Origin of the sequence: Chryseobacterium sp. LJ668, from assembly GCF_019613955.1 — a bacterium.
Lineage (GTDB): Bacteria > Bacteroidota > Bacteroidia > Flavobacteriales > Weeksellaceae > Chryseobacterium.
Genome location: NZ_CP080443.1, coordinates 850,237 through 872,241, shown reverse-complemented (window position 1 = coordinate 872,241; position 22,005 = coordinate 850,237). Strand labels below are relative to the sequence as shown.

General features: G+C 35.3%; 19 protein-coding genes. 7 read left to right on the top strand and 12 right to left on the bottom strand.

The annotated features are described in order from the left end of the window. Positions 1-3: 3 nt before the first annotated feature. From K0U91_RS04160 to K0U91_RS04130, 7 genes are all read right to left on the bottom strand, one after another. Positions 4-462: a hypothetical protein gene (locus K0U91_RS04160; protein ID WP_220180659.1), complete on the bottom strand. Its 459-nt coding sequence runs from the start codon at positions 460-462 to the stop codon at positions 4-6. Beyond that, the gene (locus tag K0U91_RS04155) at positions 459-1,070 is read right to left on the bottom strand and encodes a DUF4254 domain-containing protein (RefSeq protein WP_220180658.1); all 612 of its coding nucleotides are present in this window, start codon (positions 1,068-1,070) and stop codon (positions 459-461) included. Before K0U91_RS04155 ends, K0U91_RS04160 begins: the two co-directional genes overlap by 4 nt. A gap of 16 nt (positions 1,071-1,086) precedes the next feature. Then, the gene (locus K0U91_RS04150) at positions 1,087-1,302 is read right to left on the bottom strand and encodes a twin-arginine translocase TatA/TatE family subunit (protein ID WP_219971605.1); all 216 of its coding nucleotides are present in this window, start codon (positions 1,300-1,302) and stop codon (positions 1,087-1,089) included. Positions 1,303-1,332: 30 nt separating this feature from the next. Next, entirely contained in the window at positions 1,333-2,886 is a 1,554-nt protein-coding gene (locus K0U91_RS04145; protein ID WP_220180657.1) for a murein hydrolase activator EnvC family protein, read from the bottom strand. Then, positions 2,883-3,728, bottom strand: a complete 846-nt coding sequence (locus tag K0U91_RS04140; protein WP_220180656.1) for a DUF4292 domain-containing protein — start codon at positions 3,726-3,728, stop codon at positions 2,883-2,885. The genes K0U91_RS04145 and K0U91_RS04140 overlap by 4 nt, the downstream gene beginning before the upstream one ends. 88 nt (positions 3,729-3,816) lie before the next feature. Then, a complete protein-coding gene (locus K0U91_RS04135) occupies positions 3,817-4,836 on the bottom strand; it encodes a sugar phosphate nucleotidyltransferase (RefSeq protein ID WP_220180655.1) in 1,020 nt (339 codons plus the stop codon). 23 nt (positions 4,837-4,859) lie between these two features. Then, a complete protein-coding gene (locus tag K0U91_RS04130; RefSeq protein ID WP_220180654.1) occupies positions 4,860-6,314 on the bottom strand; it encodes a lipopolysaccharide biosynthesis protein in 1,455 nt (484 codons plus the stop codon). Between the two features lie 122 nt (positions 6,315-6,436). Here K0U91_RS04130 and K0U91_RS04125 point away from each other — a divergent pair, with 122 nt between their 5' ends. Further along, positions 6,437-7,768, top strand: coding sequence for a dihydroorotase (locus K0U91_RS04125; RefSeq protein WP_220180653.1), 1,332 nt, complete (start codon positions 6,437-6,439; stop codon positions 7,766-7,768). Between the two features lie 69 nt (positions 7,769-7,837). Here the strand turns inward: K0U91_RS04125 and K0U91_RS04120 are convergent, their stop codons facing one another. Then, entirely contained in the window at positions 7,838-8,440 is a 603-nt protein-coding gene (locus tag K0U91_RS04120; RefSeq protein WP_220180652.1) for an FMN-dependent NADH-azoreductase, read from the bottom strand. A gap of 108 nt (positions 8,441-8,548) precedes the next feature. On the opposite strand from K0U91_RS04120, the gene K0U91_RS04115 reads away from it, so the two are divergent. Continuing rightward, complete coding sequence (locus K0U91_RS04115) at positions 8,549-8,926, top strand: winged helix-turn-helix transcriptional regulator (protein ID WP_220180651.1); 378 nt, start codon at positions 8,549-8,551, stop codon at positions 8,924-8,926. Between the two features lie 288 nt (positions 8,927-9,214). On the opposite strand, the gene K0U91_RS04110 is transcribed toward K0U91_RS04115, so the two are convergent. The 3 genes from K0U91_RS04110 to K0U91_RS04100 form a co-directional block, all read right to left on the bottom strand. Next, positions 9,215-11,509: a GH92 family glycosyl hydrolase gene (locus tag K0U91_RS04110; RefSeq protein WP_220180650.1), complete on the bottom strand. Its 2,295-nt coding sequence runs from the start codon at positions 11,507-11,509 to the stop codon at positions 9,215-9,217. Positions 11,510-11,728: 219 nt separating this feature from the next. Continuing rightward, positions 11,729-12,409, bottom strand: coding sequence for a response regulator transcription factor (locus K0U91_RS04105; RefSeq protein ID WP_220180649.1), 681 nt, complete (start codon positions 12,407-12,409; stop codon positions 11,729-11,731). Between the two features lie 13 nt (positions 12,410-12,422). Then, positions 12,423-13,670, bottom strand: a complete 1,248-nt coding sequence (locus K0U91_RS04100; protein WP_220180648.1) for a sensor histidine kinase — start codon at positions 13,668-13,670, stop codon at positions 12,423-12,425. 173 nt (positions 13,671-13,843) lie between these two features. Between K0U91_RS04100 and K0U91_RS04095 the strand changes: the two genes are divergently transcribed. The 5 genes from K0U91_RS04095 to K0U91_RS04075 all read left to right on the top strand — a co-directional run bounded on the left by K0U91_RS04095 (position 13,844) and on the right by K0U91_RS04075 (position 18,978). Next, entirely contained in the window at positions 13,844-14,257 is a 414-nt protein-coding gene (locus K0U91_RS04095) for a DUF1573 domain-containing protein (protein WP_220180647.1), read from the top strand. A 168-nt stretch (positions 14,258-14,425) separates the two neighbouring features. Next, positions 14,426-15,307: an SDR family oxidoreductase gene (locus tag K0U91_RS04090; RefSeq protein WP_220180646.1), complete on the top strand. Its 882-nt coding sequence runs from the start codon at positions 14,426-14,428 to the stop codon at positions 15,305-15,307. Between the two features lie 163 nt (positions 15,308-15,470). Continuing rightward, positions 15,471-16,298 (top strand): endonuclease/exonuclease/phosphatase family protein, encoded by an 828-nt coding sequence (locus K0U91_RS04085; protein ID WP_220180645.1) that lies wholly within the window; start codon positions 15,471-15,473, stop codon positions 16,296-16,298. Positions 16,299-16,314: 16 nt separating this feature from the next. Continuing rightward, positions 16,315-18,177 carry a M1 family metallopeptidase gene (locus tag K0U91_RS04080; protein WP_220180644.1) on the top strand — a complete coding sequence of 621 codons (1,863 nt, stop codon included), beginning with the start codon at positions 16,315-16,317 and terminating at the stop codon, positions 18,175-18,177. A 96-nt stretch (positions 18,178-18,273) separates the two neighbouring features. Next, positions 18,274-18,978 (top strand): FKBP-type peptidyl-prolyl cis-trans isomerase, encoded by a 705-nt coding sequence (locus tag K0U91_RS04075; protein ID WP_220180643.1) that lies wholly within the window; start codon positions 18,274-18,276, stop codon positions 18,976-18,978. A gap of 74 nt (positions 18,979-19,052) precedes the next feature. On the opposite strand, the gene clpB is transcribed toward K0U91_RS04075, so the two are convergent. Continuing rightward, a complete protein-coding gene (gene clpB / locus K0U91_RS04070) occupies positions 19,053-21,647 on the bottom strand; it encodes an ATP-dependent chaperone ClpB (RefSeq protein ID WP_220180642.1) in 2,595 nt (864 codons plus the stop codon). Positions 21,648-22,005 lie beyond the last annotated feature (358 nt).

Sequence of the window (22,005 nt, the reverse complement as noted above, 5' to 3'; positions counted from 1 at the left end):
TAGTTATTTTTTACTGTTTATCGAGTTTTCAATAAAAGTAACATTGGTTTTTAATCTTACCAGATATCTGTTAAGAACCTCATTATCGTCTTTATTGAGATATTTTCTGAGTTTCTGAATTTTTTTGTAAGATTTTTCTAAACTATTTAGAGTTTTGTTTTTTCCGGAAATATTACCAGCATCGATAGCATATAAATAATTCTGTAAGGTATACTTTAAAGTACTGACCTCTACATTTACCGCTGAATTTTTAAATTTGGGAAAAGTTGAAATCAAATTAGTGATTTCTGCAGCGTTTATATTTTCATTGATGTTGATAGAAAAACTATCATTAGATTCTGCATCTGCTTCAGCCTTCTTCGCCTCACTGTAAAAGCCATTAGACAAGGGAGAAACGTTAGGTTTTTCTGTGGCGCAGGATATGGTGATTAATAAAAGTAATCCGAAATATAGTGGTTTCATTTTTGCTCCTTTTGATAAAGGATTGGGTTAAGACTTTCATCATTGTACATTTTCATCTGTTTGTACACTTTCATCTTAACATCACCGTTCTCAATATCAGTAAGCAATTGACTAATTGAAGTAGATAGATCTTCTTTCTGATCAAGAAGTACATCTAATTTTTTTTGACAATTTATACGATGCTCTTCGGAAGCTGATGCTCTATTGGCTTCTAATGACATATGATAAACCTTCAGCGCAAGTATAGATAATCTGTCTACAGCCCAAGCTGGAGTTTCGGTATTTATCTTCGCATCAATTTTTGGAGCGCTATTTTTATATTTTTCTAGAAACCAACTATCTATAAATTCAACTAAATCTGTTCTTTTCTGGTTAGAAGCATCAATGCTTCTTTTCAGCTGAAGTGCATTAACAGGATCTATATTTTCGTCTCTAATAATATCTTCCAAATGCCATTGAACGGTATCAATCCAGTTTTTAGCATACAAAATCCGTTCCAAACTGTCGATAGGAAATGTATTATTAATTGGCGTTTCGATGTTATCTAAAACATGGTAGTCTTCAATTGATTTATTGAAGATTTCCCAAGCAATGTCGCTGAAATTCATTTCGGATAAAAAGTTTTTAGTTGCTGGTATTATTGGTAGTAGTTGAAGATGGATTCTCGGTTTTAGTCACCGGCTTATCTTCTTCTTTTACAGCATCTTTAAATTCTTTAATTCCAGATCCCATACCTCTCATCAATTCCGGAATTTTTTTTCCCCCGAAAAGAAGTAAAAGAATGATCGCAACGATCAGAATATGTTGCCAAGATAATGACAGTATTGTAAGTGTATACATTTCTTAAATTTTTACAAAGTTAATATTTTTTTAATATGAAACCCAACCTAAAGGATCTACCGGTGTATCACCTCTCCAAATCTGGAAATCTAAGGTAAACGAGCCATCAAAATCCTGGGCAACGGTACCTACAGAAGTCCCTGCAGAAACCTGTTGGCCTTTTGATACCGTATTATTGCTGAGGTTTGAATAAATGGAGAAATAATCTCCATGCTTTATCAAAACTGTTTTTGTGCCGTCAGATGAAGGCATTACTGAAGAAACTGTACCCGGAAAAACTGCTTTTGCGCTGGTACCTTTTGCTACCGAAATTTTAATCCCGTTGTTTTCTTCAACAATATTTTTAAATACAGGATGTGGCTGTCTCCCGAAACGGTGTGTAATGGTACCGTATGCAGGCATTGCCAATCTTCCCTTATTTGCTGCAAAACTATTTCCTGCTGATGTAGAAACCCCGTAATTGGTCATTGCCTTAGTTTCTGCGGCTTTCTTATCATCGTTTGTTTTCTTCTCTAATGCTGCTTCAGCTGCTTTTGCTGCAGCCAGTTTTGTTGCGGCTTCTCTTGATCGTAATGCTGCATCATCTGATGCTTTTTTTGCGGCAACTTTTCTTGATTCGTCTTTAGCACTTGCCTCACTTTTCGCTGCATCTTCAGTTCTCTTCCTTTCTTCTTCAGCTCTTTTTGCAGCAAAATCAGCAGCTTTTTTAGCTTCAGCTTCAGCTATTTTCCTTTCTCTTTCTAATGCATCAGCTCTTGCTTTATTTTCTGCATCAATTTTTGCTTTCTCTCTGTCAGCAGCTATTTTTGCCAGACGTATTTTTTCTGCTTCTGCTTTTTTCCGAGATTCTTCTTCTGCTTTTGCTTTGCGAATTTCCTCTGCGATGATAGATCGTATCTGCCCTTCAAGTGCTTTCGACTGAGTTTGTTTTTGTCTTAATTCTCCGGCAAGTTTAGTTTCATTCTTTTTAAAATCATTGACTAACTGCTCTTTCTGCTTCCGCTCGGCACTGATTGTTGTCAGATCTTTCTGCTGATTGACCAATAAATTTTCTTTCTCAACAGCAGATTTTCGTTTCTTTTCTACAGATCTTTTTAATTCAACCGCAGCATTAGTGATTTCTGCTGCTTTTTTGTCCTGATAATCAGAATACTGCTTTAGATATTGCACTCTTCTTAATGCTTCTCCAAAACCTTTTGAAGAGAGAATAAATGTCACTTTATTCTGAACTCCTTTATTTTTATATGCGTTAACAAGAACATGTGCATAATTCTTTCTTAAAACGGCTAACTCACGATTTTGCCTGTTGATTTCGAGCTGACGGAGATAAATCTCATCTTCTATAAATCTCTTCTCCTTTTGAGTATTATTATAAACCTTTTCTCTCAGAGCTAATTTTTGGTTAACACTTGTAAGATACGAAATCGAAAGTTTAGAATCGTTTCTCGTCTTCGCCAACTCAGAATTTATTTTTGCAATTTGTTTTTTAAGCTCGGCATTTTGTTGCTGTAACTGTTCTTTTTTTTGCCCAAAGTGCAGCGTGAACAGCAAAATTCCTATTAAAAAGCTAAATTTTTTAATCATTGAATCTCAATTTTCTTATAATTGGTTGGAACTGAATACGGTGTTTCCATCCTAGTGAAGCCAAATTTCGTATTTTCTAATAGAATCTGGCTTGTTTTTGAACCTTTTATAATTATTTTAACACTTTGCGGCAATCTGAGATTATTTTCAAAGCTCTCCCATTGATCATATACGATTTCAACTGCGTCATCGGATTTCACATCCTGTAATTTAACGTAAATTAAATCATAATCGTTGGAATAGTGCATAGTGATTTTATACTCACGTTCCTGATCATTGGTCACAATTTTCTGATTGACGATTGATTCAAGCTGGTATCCCTGCATGTTTTTCGTGATTTTCGAATTCCTGTCACTTACCACTAAAAATGTTCTTCCTAAAAGAATTTTTTCTAAAGTTTTGTAATCTATGAAATTGATATTCAGTAAATTATTTAAATATTCAAAATCAGAATCAATATAATTTTTATTGTATTTGTCAACTGCCTTAATGCCGTCAGGAGTAATAATTGCTCTGGCCGCATTAAAAAAAAGAAAATTAATATTTGACCATATTTTTTTATCACTTTCAATATAAATCGTCGCATCTAACGGACTTACCCTTATATTATCAGCCGTAATTTTGCTGTTGATCTTAATCTGCTCAAATTTCGGATGGATATAAATACTTTCGTAAAAAGTCAATCGGTCGGATATATTTTTGCCGGCATCTATCGGTTTTTTATTATCTGAATTTACAACCTGAATACTGTCATTTTCAGAGGGGTTCTGCACAGCATTTTTTCTGGTTTTACAAGAAAGTATAACCAGTGTTGCCAGCAATAACGTGATCCACTTTTTCATATATTTTTTAAATCAATAGGGTACAATATTAACGCCAAACCATACAAAACACGTTGTGCGGTCTGGCGTCAATTTATTTTAAGTGAAATTAATCTTTATTCAGAAAATCTAAAACCGAAAAATCACCTAAAGAAATCTCTCTTGCAACCCCAAAATATTGGGCAGAATTACCAATCATTGAGTTAGAAAGGTTCCCGTGATTAATTTTTGTATTTTCCTGGATTAAAGAATTTTCGATATTTGAATTGATAATCACAGTGTTATTTCCAATAGAAACTCCGGGGCCGATTTTTGAATTAAAAATCTTCACGTTTTCGCCGATAAAACAAGGTGGAATAATCAGAGAGTTTTCAACAACAGATGTAGCTGCAAAATGAGACATTTCCTCTTTTTCATAGGCAAGAATTTTACAGTTGGTTTCGACGGTTGCATTTTTGTTTCCGCAATCCATCCAGTCATTCACCTGCCCCGAACTGAATTTTGCACCTTTAGCCTTAAGGTTTTCAAGGGCAAGAGTCAGCTGGTATTCACCGCCGTTTTTGATATCGTTTGAAATGATATAATTGATCTCATCCATCAGTTTTTCAGCACTGTTGAAATAATAAATACCGATAATGGCTAAGTCTGAAACAAAAGTTTGAGGTTTCTCAATAAAATCTGTGATAAAACCTAGATTGTCTAATTTTACAACTCCGAACGCAGAAGGATCTTCAACACTTTTTACCCAGATCACACCGTCAGATTCTTTATCCAAAACAAAATCTGCACGGAAAAGGGTATCTGCAAAAGCCACGACTACATTTCCCTGCATAGAATCTTCTGCGCATTTGATTGCGTGTGCAGTCCCAAGTGGCTCAACCTGGTGATAAATGCTTCCTTTCGCACCTAATCTTTCAGCGATCTGAAGCAGAGATTTTTCAACCTCATCGCCAAAATCACCAATAATGAATGCTACTTCTTCTATTTCTTCTCCGGCAACTTTAGCAATATCTTCTACTAATCTTTGTACAATGGGTTTTCCTGCAATCGGGATCAGAGGTTTTGGAACTGTAAGGGTATGCGGACGTAATCTTGAACCACGACCAGCCATTGGTACAATAATTTTCATATGTTTTATAGTTTAATTTAAATTTAAGATTTTCTTAGTATTTTGTTGATCATCGTTCTTTCATTGTAGACCAAGAATGCGATGAATAAGATAAATAATCCGTTTCCAATTAAATAATTATATCGGAAAAGATAAAACGAAATCATTGATATTGCAATCGATAATGATAGGTAAACGGCAATTTTTTTTATGTTATAATGGATTGGATATTGTATTTTACCCCAAATATAAGAAATAACCATCATGCTGCTATATGTAATCAATGCAGCAAACGCACTCGCCCAATATCCGTATACAGGAATAAAAGTAAAGTTGATGAATATCGTTATTGCCGCTCCGATAAGAGAAATGTATAAACCCACTCTCGTCTGATCAGATAGTTTATACCATATCGAAAGATTCAGGTAAATTCCTAAAAACAATGCGCCGAGCATTACAAAAGGAATGATCTCAATTCCTTCAAAATACAGTGGATTTTTTAAATATCTTTCGGAAATCCACTGAAGGTTGACCATCAAACCGATATAGATAAGACAGTTGCAGATCACGAAAACATCCATCAGGACTGCATAGGTTTTATGATTGCTTTTATCTTTAAAACTAGAAAAAAAGTAGGGCTCGATTCCCAACTGATAAGCCTGGCGGAAAACAGTAATAAATGTTGCAATCTTATAAACGGCGCCATACACGCCGATCTGATGCTTTGCTTCCTCTTTCGGAAGCAAATATTTAAGGAACTGCCGATCCAAAGTCTGGTTGATAATTCCTGCAAGTCCTGCAATCATTACCGGCCAGGAATAGCTCATGATTCTTTTCCAAAGTTTAAAATCAAATTTATGGATGCTGAAATTCACAAATTCTTTCCCGACGATGGCTAATGTGATAATACTCTGTACCAAATTGGCGATGAAAACATATCCGACGCCTATTTTAGGATCATATTTAATTCCTAGAATTCCGTCCGGATAATGAGGAAGCCATTTGATAAAAAATACAACTAAAAAATAATACACTAATGATCCTATAACTTTGGAAAGCATATAGGTTACAGGTTTTCCTTCAAGACGTAAAACGGCTGACGGAATCGTCGCAAAAGCGTCAAACGAAAGAATAAATAGAAAAATAACAAGGTAATTGACCTGATCCGGCGTTTCAAAAGCGTTTGCAAGATCCTGCCTGAATACATATCCTAAAATAAGATATAAAAAACCGATTCCTAAGATGCTGAGTGCAGAAGTGGATACCAAAGTTTTTTTATCGATCTCACCTTCCTGCGCAAAACGGAAAAAAGAGGTTTCCATTCCGTGAGTCAAAAAAACGGTGATAACGCCCGCTATCGAATACCAGTCTACAAAAGGAGAAGATGCAGAGGGACCGAACGCTTTGGTAACAATGGGTGCAATCAGGAAAGGAAAGATCCTCACCAGAACCGAACTCAACCCATATACTGCGGTTTGTCCAAATAATTTCTTGTACAAATTTATTTTTTTAAAATGCAAATGTAAATATTAGAATTCACAATTTTCTGATTGATGTTTAAAAATCACTGCTGAAAATATTAAATTTGTGCAATACAAATCTTTATATTTAAAAGTAAAAAATGAAAATCCTTATAAAAAACGTAAGAATCGTCAACGAAGGAAAAACTGTTGAAAGCGATCTTCTTATTGAAAATGATTTAATTTCTAAAATACAAAAAAATATTTCTGAAGAAGCGGATGAGGTAATCGATGCGGCCGGAAAATATCTTTTGCCTGGAGTGATTGATGACCAGGTACACTTTCGTGATCCGGGTTTAACGCATAAAGGTGATATAGAAACTGAATCAAAAGCGGCAATTGCAGGTGGAATTACAAGTTTTATCGACCAGCCAAATACCGTTCCGAATGCGGTAACTCAGGAATTGCTTGCGGATAAATATCAAATTGCTTCTCAGAAAGCATATGCCAATTACGGATTTATGATGGGCGGAACGAATGATAATCTAGAGGAAGTTTTAAAAACAAATCCTAAAAATGTTCCCGGAATTAAATTATTTTTAGGCTCATCAACAGGAAATATGCTGGTAGACAATCCAGAAACGCTGGAGAATATTTTCAGCAATACAAAAATGCTGATCGCTGTGCATTGTGAAGATGAAGCAACAATTAGAGCAAATACCCAAAAATATTTAGATCAATACGGTGAAGATATTCCCGTGAAATTCCACCATTTGATAAGAAGTGAAGAAGCTTGTTATAAATCTTCTTCAAAAGCAGTTGAGCTGGCAAAAAAAACGGGAGCAAGACTGCATGTTTTTCATTTGTCAACAGCAAAGGAAATGGAGCTTTTCAGAAATGATATTCCATTAAAAGATAAAAAAATTACAGCAGAAGTTTGCGTGCATCACCTGACTTTCACAAATGAAGATTACGATACCAAAGGTGGACTAATCAAATGGAATCCTGCCGTAAAAACCCAAAAAGACAAAGACGGACTTTGGGAAGCGTTGTTGGATGACAGAATTGATGTCATTGCAACCGATCACGCACCTCACACCTGGGAAGAAAAACAGAATGTCTACACTAAATGTCCTTCTGGAGCACCTTTGGTTCAGCATTCTTTGGTTGTCATGCTTGAAAATCATATCAACGGAAAGATTTCTTTAGAGAAAATCGTTGAAAAAATGTGCCATAACCCGGCTATTCTTTTCAGAGTTGAGAAAAGAGGTTTTGTTAGGGTAGGATATAAAGCAGATTTGGTTTTGGTTGATTTAAATGAAAACTGGACGGTTGAAAAAAACAATATCCTTTACAAATGTGGCTGGAGTCCGTTGGAAGGGATGAATTTCCATTCTCAAGTAACACATACTTTTGTTAACGGAAATCTGGTTTACGATAACGGAAAAATCAGTGAGGGAAAATTCGGGGAGCGATTGCTTTTTGAAGCTTAGGAATAATACATAAACAAAGGCTTTTCAAATTTTGAAAGGCCCTTGTTTTTATTAACAACTAATTAAATATTAATCAATCATAATGCTTTCAATAGCATTTTCCAGTGCATTTTCCTGAATTCCCGGAATGGATAGACCTTCTGCACGAAAAACACTAACGTCGGTAACTCCATAGAAGCCAAAAACGTTTTTGATGTACGGTACATTGGAATCATAAACCTGATAAGGACCTTTAGAATATATATTCCCCGAAGAAAAAGCGATATATAATTTCTTGTTTTTCAGCAATCCTTCAGGACCCTTCTCACTGTATTGAAAGGTATATCCTGCTCTTGAAGTATAATCAAAATATGCTCTTAATGTTGCCGGAACCGAAAAATTATACATCGGCGATTCAACGATTATAATGTCAGATTCCTGTAATTCAGAAATTAATCCTTCGGAATATTGATTGATAATTTCCTGTTCCGGAGAACGGCTTTCTGCCGGAGTAAAAAATGAATTGATGTGAATTTCTTCCAAAAGAGGAACAAGATTTTTTGTCAGATCACGCTCTTTTATTATACTGTCAGGATATTTTTCCTGAATTTTTTCTAATATTGAATTTCCTAATTTTCTGCTTGCAGATACTTCTATTCTCGGGCTTGAGATAATGTGCAAAATTTGTTTCATATTTTAAATTTTAAATTATCTGACAAAATTATGTACATTTGCTTGTGAAAAGTTAGTAGTATACAAAAGGTTAGTAGTAACCTTTGGGTTAGTTCATGATATAGAGTTATGGAAAAATTTGATAATTCAGAAGAGAATTGTACAGCTCAGAGATGTTCACAAAATCTTTCATCGGTGGAAGATGCGCTTTATGTGATCGGTGGAAAATGGAAGCTGAAAATCATTATCGCGTTGCAGGAACATGGAAGTATTCGGTTTAATGAGCTTCAGAGAATTGTTGTCGGAATATCGGCAAGAGTACTTTCGAACGAGTTGAAAGATTTAGAATTAAATGGTTTTGTCAAAAGAATTGTTCACGCAGAGCAAACTCCTGTTGTTGTGGAATATATCTCGACAGATTATAGCCGAACCCTAAAAACGGTTATCATGTCGCTTTCGGAATGGGGCAGAACGCACAAACGAAATATCAGGGAAGATGTTTTTTAGAATTTTCTCTTATAATTCAAAAATAAATTTTTTGATAGGAACGGACTTTAGCTCGTTTTTAATTTAGTAATTCATAAAGCATTAGCCAAAAGTTAGTTAGATTTTTTCTCGCATATTGAGCTGATAACGCAGATATTTTTAGTTGAATTATCTGCTAAATTTGCTCAATCTGCGAGATAATTATTTAAAGACTCTTAACCCACTTTCTCATTATTCTTAATGAATACTTTCAGAATTTATTTTTGAAAATTAGTGAAAAATATCAATGCAAGACATGTTTAAGTAAACCTATTTCCTCGCCTTCGAACTCATATAAAAACTCAATTTTCCACCACTCATAATCTCAGAATGTTTCAACGTAAAGTTTTTAATTTCTTTTCCGTTTAGAAGAATTTTTCCAACATACATATTCTTCGGACTTTGGTTGATGGCTTCAATTTCAAATATTTTTCCGTTTTCTAAATTTAGAACTGCATGATCAATTGCCGGACTTCCAATCGCATAATCCTCCGAACCCGGAGCAACAGGATAAAAACCAAGCGAGCTCAAAATATACCATGCACTCATTTGCCCGGCATCGTCATTTCCGCCCAATCCATCGGGAGTTGCTTTGTATTGCATTTCTAAAATCCGTCTTACCTGTGCCTGTGTTTTCCACGGTTGTCCTGCCCAGTTGTAAAAATAAGCGACATGATGCGCCGGTTCGTTTCCGTGAACGTAACCGCCAATAATTCCTTCTCTTGTAATGTCTTCCGTATCTGCAAAAAACTCGTCTGGTAAATGCATGGTGAACAATTCATCCAATTTTGAGGCAAATTTTTTCTTTCCGCCCATCATTTTCATTAATTCATCTGGATTTTGAGGAACGAAGAAACTGTAATTCCATGAATTTCCTTCAATAAAGCCTTGTCCGTGTGTACTCAGTGCATTAAAATCTTTTTTAAAAGTCCCATCCGCCAAACGAGGTCGCATAAATCCGATTGTTTTATCAAAATTATTTTTCCAGTTTTCAGAACGTTTGATGAATTGATTGTAAATTTCTGTCTCATCCAAATGTTTTGCTAGCTGAGCAATTGCCCAATCATCATAAGCATATTCTAATGTACTAGAAACAGAAGTTCCGCTTTTTTCTGCAGGAATAAATCCTTTATCAGTGTACAGTCCGATGCCTTCGTAATCTCTTTTGTTGGCGGTTTCTACACAGGCTTTCAAAGCATCGTTTGCATCGCCGTCATAATTTCCTTTAATGATTGCATCTGCAACTACACTTACGCTGTGATAGCCGCTCATACACCAATTGTCATTCGCATAATGTGACCAGATCGGCAGCATTTTCATAGAAAACTGATTGTAATGCGCCATCATCGATTTCACCATATCATTATTTCGTTTTGGCTGAATAATGTTGAAAAATGGATGAAGCGCGCGATACGTGTCCCAAATTGAGAATGTTGTGTAGTTGGTGAAACCTTCTGCCTTGTGAATATTTTGATCTAAACCTTTATATTCTCCGTTGACATCGGTATACGTTGTCGGACTGATAAAAGTATGGTACATCGCCGTATAAAAGTTGGTTTTGTCGGTTTCAGAACTTCTGATGACAATTTTATTTAATTCTCTGTTCCAATTCTCCTGCGTTTGTGCTTTTACCTGGTCAAAAGATAAATTTCCGGTTTCTTTTTCTAAATTTTCTAATGCATTTGCTTGACTTACAGGGGAAATCGACAACTTAACTTCAATCGCTTCATTTTCCTTTGTATCAAAATCAAAGTACATTTTTAAGTTTTTTCCTGCGATTTCAGGAAAGTTTTTAGTTTGATCAAATTTTCTCCAGAAACCATTGTAAACTTGCTTTCCGTCGTAATTCTTTTGTCCGTAAGATTTAAAAGGCTTAGAAAATTTCATTGCAAAATAAACAATTCTGGTTCTTGCCCAACCGTTTGTTTGCCGATAGCCTGTAACAGTATTTCCGTTTTCTACACGAACGTAAGTCCAGACATTTTTGCCGTCATAATTGTAAATTCCGGCCATCAAATCCAAAATAATATGTGCCTGATCAGATTTCGGGAAGGTATATCGATGAACGCCGACTCTTGTTGTTGCAGTTAATTCAGCTAAAATATTGTGATCATCTAGTTTTACTTTATAATATCCTGCTTCTGCTTTTTCGTTTTGATGGGAGAATCTGCTTCGGTAACCATTTTCGGGATTTGTAGAAGTTCCAGGATTCAATTGTAATTTTCCCACAGTCGGCATTACTAGAAAATCTCCTAAATCAGAATGTCCTGTGCCACTAAAATGTGTTGAGCTGAGACCTACAATTGTTTTGTCTTCATAGCGATATCCTGCACAATATTTGTAAACCTCGCCGTTGTATTTGCCATTCAGTTCATAAGAAATGGTATCGGTTTCGGGGCTTAGTTGTATGGCTCCAAAAGGTGCGGTTGCTCCGGGATAAGTGTGTCCCATTTTTTCCGTTCCGATCAATGGATTAGCGTATTGAATTAATTTTTCAGATTGGGCTTTACCATTTAAACTAAAAAACAAAAAAAATATAAAAAGGCGAATAGTATAATTTTTCATGAATGAGAGATTTTTGAAAACGATAAAATTAATTAAAAACAAAAGATAATAAATTATCATTTTCAAATCTAAATGAACGCTATTGTTAACTTAATGCTGGAAAAAGCTAACAAACTTTGTGTTGCTTTGCGTTTAATTATCAAAGATTAGGAAAGAGAAACATTTCTCTAAAGATATACAAAGGCACATCGTTTATAAATAAAACAAATAGATCAAGATTTATTTTTCAGAAAATCGAAAGCCAATCCCATGAAGGTTTTCAATGGTAATATTTTCCTCGTCCGAAAAAACTTTTCGCAGTCTTGAAATAAAAACATCAAGGCTTCGTCCCATGAAGTAATCGTCATCACCCCAGATGGCTTTCAAAATATCTTGTCTTTTCAGAACGGTATTTTTGTGTCGGATAAAATAAAGAAGCAGTTCAGATTCTCTTTGTGTAAGAGAAATAATATTTCCGGCATCCTGTAAAGTGTAGTTTTTAGGATCAAATTGATATTTACCGACCGTATATTTTGTTGATGATGATTCTGTTTTCTTAGAGCGTTTCAGGAAAACTTCAATTTTTAACATCAGTTCTTCAATGCTGAAAGGTTTTACCAGATAATCATCGGCTCCGATTTTTAAACCTTTTATTCGGTCTTCTTTTAAAGCTTTAGCAGAAATAAAAATGATCGGAATTTCAGAATTTTTTTCACGAATATTTTGTGCCAATTCAAATCCGTTCATTTCTGGCATCATAATGTCTAAAAGGCATATGTCAAAATCTTTATTATTAAAAGCTTCAAGCGCAGATTTTCCGTTTTTGTAATGCTCAATTTCATAATACGTTTCCAGGCTATCCTGAATCAGGAATGCTATCGTGGTGTCGTCTTCTGCGTATAAAATTTTAGATTTATCCATTGTTTACACTTATTTAAAACGGAAAAAACAGAGTGGTGGTAATTCCCAAATCTTTATTGTTCGCCACAGATATTTTCCAGTGATGCTGCTGAACAATTTTTCTTACATAAAAAAGTCCCAAGCCAAAACCGTTAATCTCATCACTTTTCTGCGTATGCACCCTGTAAAATTTATCGAAAATATGAGGGATGTTTTTCGCAGGAATACCTATTCCATTGTCTTTAAACTTTAAATATAATCCTTTTGAATCTTTTTCTGACGAAATAATAATGTTAGGTTTTGTTTCGCAATATTTAATTGAATTGTCTATAATATTATAAATGATATTGGTAAAGTGGAATTTATCTGCAATCACAAATGCATTATTTTCGATATTGAGATCAATGTTCAGGTTCTCATTCTTCTGCTGCATATTTTGTGCAATTTCTTCAATAAAAGGAAGAAGTGAAATTTTCTCAGTCTTTAACGATAGTCCGGCAGAATCATTTTTGGCAATATTGAGTATTTTTTCTATGTGATTATTGAGCTTGTAACTTTGATCGATAATAATTGAAGTGTAGGTTTGAAGTTTCAAATTTTGCTGCACAATTTCCTGTTTGTTAAGAGCTTCGGTTGCCAGAAGAATTGACGATAGTGGAGTTTTAAACTCATGGGTCATATTATTGATGAAATCACGTTGAAGCTCAGAGAATTTTTTTTGTTGAATGATGGTATAAATTGAATAAACATACACAAGCAAAATGATAATAAGCGCAAATGTCAGCAGATACCAAAAACGAAGTGAGCTGATCAGATAAGTTGTTTTATCCGGAAAACGTATTGAAAAATAATAGGTAAGATTTTTATGCTTAGGAAATTTAATCACTTTTTCACTGGGCTCTTCCTGATGACTGGTCATGTATTTTCCGTAAATCATCTGATCGCTGTGGCAATTATACACTGCGTAAACGTAGTCGGTATTGATCTGAAGCCTTGTGAATTCTGTCTTCAAATAATGTTCAAGAACTGTAGGATGAAATTCGTTATTGATATTGACAACGTAATAATCATTGGCAACAATCTGCACAGGATTTTCTGTAAAAGAGGTTTTCCCTTCAGACATCTTGTCTACAACCTCCATCAGTGCAATGTTTACTTTTTGGTTAAACTTTTTGTCCTCAAGATTGTATGCCTGTTTTGTCCACAAAAGCTGGGCGATCAAAATACCGATAATGGCAACAAGCCCTAGAGTAATAACGATATTGAGTTTTTTGATTTCCATTTTCACAAGCAATATTATCCAAAAATATCTATTAATCTTTTATCATTAACAACTTATTAACAAATGTTTGAAAGCGATTAACAATATCCCATAAATTTCATCTTTACATTTGCTATGTTGAAATATCATAATCGTTTCTTCAATTTTAAATAATTAATTAAAAATTTATAATCATGAAAAATTTAAAAATTACAGCTTTACTCGCAGTTATGGCATTTTCACCATTTTACGCCAATGTATTTCCTACTGAAGGTACTTCTTTCGTGAAAGTTCTTGCAGATGCGGTGAAATGGAAAGCAGAAACAATCGATGTAGGTACTATTCCTCAGGGAAAACCAAAATTAATCAGATTTGAATTTACCAATACATCATCAAAGCCGATTATCATTGAGAATGTTGCTCCATCTTGTGGATGTACAACTGCAGACTATACAAAAACTCCGATTCTTCCTGGTAAAAAAGGATTTGTTGAAGCTAGCTACAATGCAGCTAATGCAGGTGCCTTTGTAAAAACAGTAAATGTAACTACAAGCGATAGTAAAACTCCTAAAGCTCTTACTTTTAAAGGAACTGTAGCAGCGTCATAATAAATTTAATCTTGTTCAATAGATAAGCAGCCTGGCAATTATTTGTCAGGTTGTTTTGATATGGATAATAGCTGTTTCTTGAAAATTACGGAATGATTGTTATTTATGACATTATTATTTTAAGGCCCATCCGTATAATATTTACTACTTTTAGAAAAAATAAAATATATGAATCTATATACACAGCCTATGCTTCGTGAAGATGCTCTAAAAGATAAAGTGGCCATCGTTACAGGCGGCGGGAGCGGTCTGGGCAAGGCAATGACCAAATATTTTCTGCAATTGGGTGCAAAAGTGGTGATCACTTCCCGAAATTTGGAGAAATTACAAGGAACTGCGAAAGAACTGGAGGAAGAAACAGGCGGAAAAGTTCTTTGCGTAGCCTGTGATGTGAGAAATTGGGACGAGGTAGAAGCAATGAAAGAAGCAACATTAAAAGAATTCGGAAAAATTGATATTTTATTGAATAATGCAGCCGGAAACTTTATTTCTCCAACAGAAAGATTAACCCATTCTGCTTTTGATTCTATTTTGGATATTGTTTTAAAAGGAACAAAAAACTGTACCCTCTCTATCGGGAAACACTGGATTGATTCTAAAGCACCCGGAACTGTTCTCAATATCGTCACCACTTATGCCTGGACAGGTTCTGCATACGTTGTTCCGTCAGCTTGTGCGAAAGCCGGGGTTCTGGCTATGACAAGATCTTTAGCTGTGGAATGGGGCAAGTATAATATCCGTTTCAATGCCATTGCGCCGGGACCGTTTCCTACAAAAGGAGCTTGGGACAGGCTGCTTCCGGGAAATATGAAAGATCAGTTTGATCTGGCAAAAAAAAATCCGCTCAAGAGAGTAGGAGAGCATCAGGAGCTGGCTAATCTAGCCGCTTATCTGGTTTCGGATTTTTCATCTTTTGTCAATGGAGAAGTGGTAACGATCGATGGAGGAGAGTGGCTTCAGGGGGCAGGTGAATTTAATATGCTTGAAGATATTCCGCAGGAAATGTGGGACGCTCTGGAAGCAATGATTAAAGCTAAAAAATCAAATTAAATTTTATTTATCCAATAAAAAAGGAGGGTATGAACTAAGAAGATTGTTGAAGAAATAAAACCTAAAATAAGAATTAGATGGTTTTAATAATATAATCTATATAATAAGGCTTCTCTGTAAAAGAGAAGTTTTATTTTTGTTTAAAATTAAATTGAAAATACTTATGAATTTCAGATGTTCAGTCGTACTGCTGATGTTTTTTGCATTTGGTTTTTCTCAGAAACTTAAAGTGATGAGTTTTAACATCAGACTTAATGTAGATTCAGATAAGGAAAATGCGTGGCCAAACCGAAAAAAGGATGTTGCTGATTTGTTGACATATTATCATCCGGATTTCTTCGGTGTTCAGGAAGCTCTTCCCGAGCAGATGAAAGATATTAAAACGGGTTTAAAGAATTACGATTATATAGGTGTAGGAAGGGATGATGGTAAAGAGAAGGGCGAATTTTCTGCTATATTTTATGACACTAAAAAACTTCAGGTGGTAAAATCCGGAACATTCTGGCTTTCTGAAACTCCTGAAAAGCCCTCAAAAGGTTGGGACGCGGCTTTGAACAGAATCTGTACATATGCAATTTTTAAAGACAAAATTTCGCAGAAAGAATTTTTGGCAATGAATATTCATTTTGATCATATCGGAAATCTGGCAAGAATAAAATCCTCAGAATTGATTTTGATAAAAACCAAAGAACTCAACCCGAAAAATTTACCTTTGGTTTTAACCGGCGATTTTAATTTGACCGAAGATACAGAACCTGTAAAAATTCTTTCCCAAAATCTACAGGATACTTTTTATAATACGGAAGAGAAGCATTACGGTCCTGTAGGAACTTTCACAGGATTCAATGTCAACGAAATCCCAAAAAACAGAATTGATTATATTTTTGTAAAAGGCTTTAATATAAAATCTCACAGACACATCAACGACAGGCGGGAAAATCTTTTGTATCCATCAGATCATTTTCCGGTCTTGGCAGATTTGCAGTTCTAAAAAAAGAATATATAAAATGAAAAGAATATTTTTAGGCTTACTTTTCTTGGCTTCATGGCAATTTTCCGCTCAGGAACTGTACATGCCGAGAAATATTAAAAAAACCTACGAAAACGAGACACGCAGTATTTCCGGAGCTCCGGGAAAAAATTACTGGCAGAACAGAGGAGTTTATAATGTTGAGGTAAGAGTAAATGCAAAAACAAAAACAGTTTCGGGAAAAGAAACGATTGTTTACAGCAATAACAGTCCCGATGATCTGAGTGAGCTGGCTATTCGATTTGTAAATAATCTGCACAAACCAGAATCTCCAAGGTCAGGATCGGTTTCAAAAGACTTTTTATCTTCAGGTTTAAAAATTAATTCTTTCATTATTGATGATTTAAAATATTCAATCAACAGTAGTGATTGGGGGACTGTAGAAAAGGTAAAACTGATGAAAGTTTTAAAACCGAAAACCAAAACTGAAATAAAAATCGAGTGGGAATATCCTCTCTCTGTACAGAGCGGAAGAGAAGGACAGATTGATCCGGAAACTTTCTATGTCGCTTATTCTTTCCCGAGAATTTCTGTGTATGATGATTATAACGGCTGGGATATGCTCCCACATTCTGACCGCCAGGAATTTTACAACGATTTTAATGACTATTCATTTGCAATATCGGCCCCGAAAAATTATGTGGTTTGGTCAACAGGTGAATTCCTTAATCCTGAAGAGGTTTTGCAGCCTGAATATTTGAAAAGATTTACATCTTCTTTAAAGAGTGATCAAGTGATTCACATTGCCAGCGAAGCTGAAATGAAATCCGGGAAAGTCACAAAAAATAATCAATGGAACGTCTGGAAATTTAAAGCTGATAATATTACAGATTTTTGTTTTGCATTAAGCAATCACTATGTATGGGACGGCTCGAGTGTGCAGTTGAAAACCAAAAGAGCAAGCGTACAGGCGGGTTACAAGGCAGGATCAAAAGATTTTGAAAAATATGTCGAATGGATGCGCTACAATTTAAAATGGTTTTCAGAAAACTGGCCGGGTGTAGAATATCCGTATCCCGTAATGACGGCAATTCAGGGATATGCAGATATGGAATATCCGATGATGATCAACGATACAAGCATTCCCGATGATTTTCAGGATGCGAGACTGACAGCAGATCACGAGATTGCGCATACCTATTTTCCTTTTTACATGGGGATTAACGAAACTCGCTATGCCTTTATGGATGAAGGCTGGGCAACCACTTTGGAATATTTGATCGGAATTGATGAAAACGGAAGAGACGCCGCCGAAAAATTCTATAAAAACTTCCGTGTCAAAAGGTGGATCAACGATGCTTCAGCAGAACAGGATCAGCCGATCATCACGATGAGTACACAGGTAAGCGGAGCGGGTTACGGCAATAATTCTTATGTAAAATCATCTTTATCTTATTTAGCTTTAAAAGATTATTTGGGAGATGATCTATTCAAAAAAGCGTTGCACCATTATATGGATAACTGGAATGGGAAACATCCTATCCCGTGGGATTATTTTTATTCGATGAATACAGGATCTGGGAAAAATCTGAACTGGTTTTTTAACAATTGGTTTTATACAAACAATTATATTGATTTGAAAGTAACAAACTCAAGTCAGCAGAATGAAAAACTGATCTTAAAAGTTGATAATATCGGAGGTTTTGCAGTTCCCTTTGATGTAGTTGTGACTTATGAAGACCAATCGGTTGAAAAAACTCACTTTACACCAAAAATCTGGGAGAATGATCAGAAAAAAGCGATGATTTCTATTTCCACAAAAAAGAAAGTAAAATCTGTTCTTTTGGATGGTGGAATTTTTATGGATTATACGCCTGAAGATAATTTGAAAAACTTGTAATAGAAAAATGTTTTTGTACAACATGCAAATTTCTACAATTAATAATAGATTTGCAGCGATTATTTAATTCGTTAATCTACATAAAAAATTTATCAAATGAAAAAACAGACTATCGCATTATTTTGCATAGCAATATTCAGTATTTCGTGTGCTCAGAAAAGTGATACACAGGTCGACAGTAAATATACAGATGACCAGAAAGCTTCTTATTATATAGGTCTGAGTATTGCCCAAAATATGAAACAGGAAGGTTTCAAGGTTGATGCAGACCTTTTAGCCCGGGCTATCAAAGAAGAGATGGACGGAACAAAGAAACTCATGCCGGCTGAGGAAATGACTGCCTTTATGCAGGATTTCATGCAGAAGCAAAATGAAAAAAAGCAATCTGCAGCTGTATTACAGGCAGGTGAAAATAAGAAAAAAGGTCTGGAATTTCTTGCAAAAAATAAAACTAACCCTAAAGTAAAAACTACTGCTTCAGGTTTGCAGTATGAGGTTTTGCAGGAAGGTGACGGTAAAACAAAACCAAAAGCAACAGACGTTGTGCAGGTAAAGTATACCGGAAAATTGATGGATGGAACTGTTTTCGACTCTACCGACAAAAACGGAGGCGCGCCAATGGATATTAATCTAAGCAGCGTGATAAAAGGATGGACAGAAGGTATCCAGCTCATGAGCAAAGGATCTAAATACAGATTTTACATTCCCTCAGATTTAGGTTACGGAGATCACGGAGCCGGAGGCGCAATTCCTCCAGGCGCAACGATTATCTTCGATGTGGAATTGGTGAATATTAAATAAGTTTTATATTAAAAATGAGTGCCGCAGATCAAATCTACAGCACTCATTACAAAATAATATATGAAAAAAACTACTTACTTTTCTGTCGGTCTGAAAACCAAACCTGTCTCCTCAAAATAATCTAAGGTAATTCTGTCGCCGTCATTTACAGTTCCTGCCAAAATCTCTTTTGACAATTTATTTAAAACTTCCTGTTGAATCACTCTTTTCAAAGGTCTTGCTCCGAAAGAAGGGTCGTACCCTTTGTTGGTCAGATAATCTAACGCATCCTGTGTCGCGGTCATCAAAATGTTTCTTTTCAGCAATAAATCATTAAAACCTCTCAACTGATACTGAACGATTTTTCCGATTTCTTTTTTTCTTAAAGGCTGGAACAATACCGTCTCATCAATCCTGTTCAGGAATTCCGGACGTAGCGTTTGTTTTAAAAGATCAAAAACTTCAATTTTTGTTTTAGCTACAATTTCATCCTGATTTTCCTCTGTAATATTCTCAAAATTCTCTTGAATGATATGTGAACCGAGATTCGAAGTCATAATGATAATCGAGTTTTTGAAATTCACGACTCTGCCCTTGTTATCCGTTAAACGACCATCATCCAAAACCTGTAACAGTGTGTTGAAAACATCCGGATGCGCTTTTTCAATTTCATCTAAAAGCACTACAGAATAAGGTCTTCTTCTTACCGCTTCCGTCAATTGTCCGCCTTCATCATAACCCACATATCCCGGAGGCGCACCAACAAGCCTAGACACGCTGTGTCTTTCCTGATATTCACTCATATCAATTCTTGTCATATTGTTTTCATCGTCGAATAAAAACTCAGCTAAAGCCTTTGCCAGCTCTGTCTTACCAACTCCGGTGGTTCCTAAAAACAGGAAGCTTCCGATTGGCTTTTTCTCGTCACTCAATCCCGCTCTGTTTCTTCTGATCGCATCTGCAACCGCTTGGATTGCTTCCTCCTGACCAACAACTCTGTGATGAAGCTCAGTTTCAAGATGTAATAATTTTTCTCTTTCGGATTGAAGCAACTTTGTAACGGGAATCCCTGTCCATTTTCCAATCACTTCGGAAATGTTTTCTGCAGTTACTTCTTCTTTAATCAATTCATTCTGATGGTTTTGCATTTCCAGTTCTAGTTTCTGCAAAGCATCTTCTTTTTCTTTTATTTTCCCGTATTGAATTTCGGCAACCTTCGCATAGTCTCCTGCTCTTGAAGCTCTCTCAGCTTCTAATTTCAGAGATTCGATATCTTTTTTAATAGAGGTTAAATCCTCAGATTTCTGTTTTTCTTTCAGCCATTTTGCATTAATTTCATTTCTTTCTTCAGAAATTTTAGAAATATCTTCCTTTAAATGGTCAATTTTTGTTTGGCTTCCTTCTCTTGAAATGGCTGCCAGTTCAATTTCCATCTGCATTAGTTTTCTGTCGAGATCATCCAGTTCTTCAGGTTTTGAATTGATTTCCATTCTCAGCTTAGCAGAAGCTTCGTCAATCAAGTCAATCGCCTTATCCGGTAAAAACCGGTCTGAAATGTATCGTTGAGACATTTCCACAGCTGCAATGATTGCTTCGTCTTTAATTCTTACTTTGTGATGCGCCTCATATTTATCTTTGATTCCTCGAAGAATCGAGATTGCTGATTCCGTATCAGGTTCTTCCACCATCACTTTCTGGAAACGTCTTTCTAATGCTTTATCTTTTTCAAAATATTTTTGATATTCATTTAAAGTTGTTGCACCAATTGCTCTCAATTCTCCTCTTGCCAAAGCAGGTTTTAAGATATTCGCTGCATCCATTGCACCTTCACCACCTCCAGCTCCCACCAGGGTGTGGATTTCGTCGATGAAAAGAATGATTTGTCCGTCGGATTTGATTACCTCATTTACGACAGATTTTAACCTTTCTTCAAATTCACCTTTATATTTTGCACCGGCAATCAATGCTCCCATGTCCAACGAATACAAGGTTTTATCCTGCAGATTTTCAGGAATATCTCCGCTGATAATTCTGTGTGCAATTCCTTCAGCAATCGCAGTTTTACCAACGCCGGGTTCACCGATTAAAATCGGATTGTTTTTCGTTCTTCTCGAAAGAATCTGCAAAACTCTCCTGATTTCTTCATCACGACCGATTACTGGGTCAAGTTTTCCTTCAGCTGCTAATTCATTAAAGTTTTTAGCATATTTATTTAAAGATTGATAGGTTTCTTCCGAACTAGCAGAAGTCGCCTTCGAGCCTTTTCTTAATTCTTTAATTCCTCCTTCTAAAAGACTTTTGGTTACACCCATATCTTTCAATGTTTTAGAAACTTCGGAATTTGTTTCTAACAGTGAGAGCCATAAATGTTCAATGGTAACGAATTCATCACCCATTTTTTTAGCAATATTAGGTGCATCCAATAAAACTTTGTTTGCAGATTGAGATAGGTAAATATTTCCTCCCTGTACTTTCGGAAGTTTTTCTAAATTTTCTCTGTTGCGCTCTCTCACTAAAGTGGCATCTGCTTCAGATTTTTTTAATAAAAAAGGCGATATATTTTCATCGACCTGAAAAATTCCTTCAAGTAAATGTTGGGGTTCTATTTGTTGATTGCCAAATTCCATTGCCACTTGTTGAGCGGCCTGAATGGCTTCCTGTGATTTTACTGTATATTGATTTAAGTTCATATTATATGTATTTGATTCTTTAATTTTTACTTGTCAATAAAGATTTCAAACATCAGATTTCAGACCATAAGAGTCTGATAAGTGCTAATTTTCAAAAGCTAGTGTTCTGATTTCTGATGTTCTCAATCTTATTTAATTATTTAATTCTGTTATCTTATCGCAAAAAGTATTCTATTGTTGAATTTATAATTTTTAAGGACAAAATTTCCGATATTTCCAATAAAATTATTGTAAACATGTCATTTTTACCGAATTTTATTGTTTTACTATAATTAATTCGGCAGTTAATTAAGTAATTAATTAAAAATAATCTTAAGTAATTACTTATGTATGAAAAATTTTTATATTTGCAGACAAA